Origin of the sequence: Citreicoccus inhibens (assembly GCF_019039035.1) — a bacterium.
GTDB lineage: Bacteria > Myxococcota > Myxococcia > Myxococcales > Myxococcaceae > Citreicoccus > Citreicoccus inhibens.
In genome coordinates, this window is the sequence record NZ_JAHNZT010000111.1 from 1 (window position 1) to 1,662 (window position 1,662).

At 64.6% G+C, this 1,662-nt stretch carries 1 protein-coding gene and 1 pseudogene; both read right to left on the reverse strand.

Going from position 1 to position 1,662, the window contains the following annotated elements; translation table 11 throughout:
- Positions 1 to 302 precede the first annotated feature (302 nt).
- Positions 303 to 407 (reverse strand): annotated as a pseudogene (locus KRR26_RS37980) (transposase); the annotation flags it as partial.
- Between the two features lie 348 nt (positions 408 to 755).
- Positions 756 to 1,532, reverse strand: coding sequence for a hypothetical protein (locus KRR26_RS36460; protein ID WP_236069664.1), 777 nt, complete (start codon positions 1,530 to 1,532; stop codon positions 756 to 758).
- Positions 1,533 to 1,662 lie beyond the last annotated feature (130 nt).

Consider the following 1,662-nt stretch of genomic DNA (forward strand, 5'->3'; position numbering starts at 1 on the left):
CGAGGTGCGTCGCCACCTTCAGCACCTCCTGCTGCGCCGCATCGGCTACTGCCCGCTCTGCCTACGCCCCGTCCGCTCCCGCGATCCGCCGCGGGGTCCGTCACGCATCTGACCGGGTAGTACTAGGCCCTGTCTGATGGAAGCGCTGATGCCGATTGTTGTCCTCCGTAGGGAGGCAAGCTGGCGAGATGCGCTACGAATTGAACGAGCGGCAGTGGAGGGCCTTGGCCCCTCTACTGCCGCACCAGGGCCGAGGTGGGGCATGGAGAGACCACCGGATCATCCTCAGATCAGGCCCATCCCTCCAGCAGTACCTCCAGCGTCATGCGGATGGCTCCCAGGAAGAGTGCTCGCACGTCGGTGCGCACCTTTTCGTGCGAGGGCACGGCAAACTCGCTATCGTCCACGGCAGGGAACTCCTCGGCCTCCTCGCCAAAGGAGGACCGTCTCGGTTTGGTTTCACCGAGGAGCTTCCCTCTTTCCCGCTCATCCCTGTTCGCCGACTACACACTTATAGGGACACGACCCCATCTCCACCAGTGGCGCAGTTACGGATCGCTTTGGCGTAGGCAACAACTTCGGCGCGCTGACGTTCGCCACCGACACGCCCTGAAGCTGCGTAGAAGGCCTCTCGGCCAGTTCTGGCAGCATCGGGACTGGCCGCGAGCGGATGCCAACCATTGCAATGCAAGTTTGGCACTGCGCGCGCGGGTCCTAACTGGCGAGCGCATCCAGCGGGTGCGTCCTGTTTCTACTCAGGCCGCGACGCCGCGCGCGCCGTCCCAGTCTTCCACTTCGTACAGGAAGCGCGTGCCGCCCATGAGCTTGCGGTTTGCCGACGTGCTCTGCACGAAGACCACGTACTTCTCCAGGCTCGCCGGGCGGATGCGCACCGTCTCTCCCTCCGGCAGGCCGAGCATCTCTCGCGCTCGCTCGCCGCTGTAGAGGTCGCCGGTCTTCCGGTCCATCAACACCACTTCCTTGCGTCCCTGGATGGTCTCCGTCTTGGTGAACTCGTAGAAGCCTCGGCCCGTCTTGAAGCGCAGGCCGTTCTCCTGCACGAACTCCTTGATGGCCGTGTTCTCGTCCACGTCCAGCACCTGGAAGCGCCCCGAGGGCACCGCTCGCAGGTCCGCCTCGCCGTACACCGTCGACGTGGCCCGCTTCAGCATCGTGTTGAACATCGAGTTCAGGCCGCGACTCATGCGGCCCTCGCGCGACACCTCCGCCTCGTACGACTGGAGCTGCGCGTCCGACGACTGCTTGTAGCAAACGGCCAACAGCATGTCGGTCACGTGCGCGAACTGGTCCAGACTCAGGTGGAAGCCCCCCGATTTCTCCGCCAGCGTCTTGTAGAACGACGTCGCGTGGCGCCGGTTCAGCGCCTGCACCCCGTACACCGGTACGCCCATCCTACCCAGCGCGTCCACCTCCTGACGCCAATCCAGACGCTTGGGGTTCTGCGCGGGCGCGTGCGGGACGTCATCCCCAATCAGCACGAATGCCTTCGTGTAGCCCGGCGTCCATGACAAGGACGGTCGTGTCCCTATAAGTGTGTAGTCGGCGAACAGAGGTGAGCGGGAAAGAGGGAAGCTCCTCGGAGAAACCAACCGAGACGGTCTCCCCCTGGCAGGGGAGCCGAGGAGTTCCCGTCGTGGACGA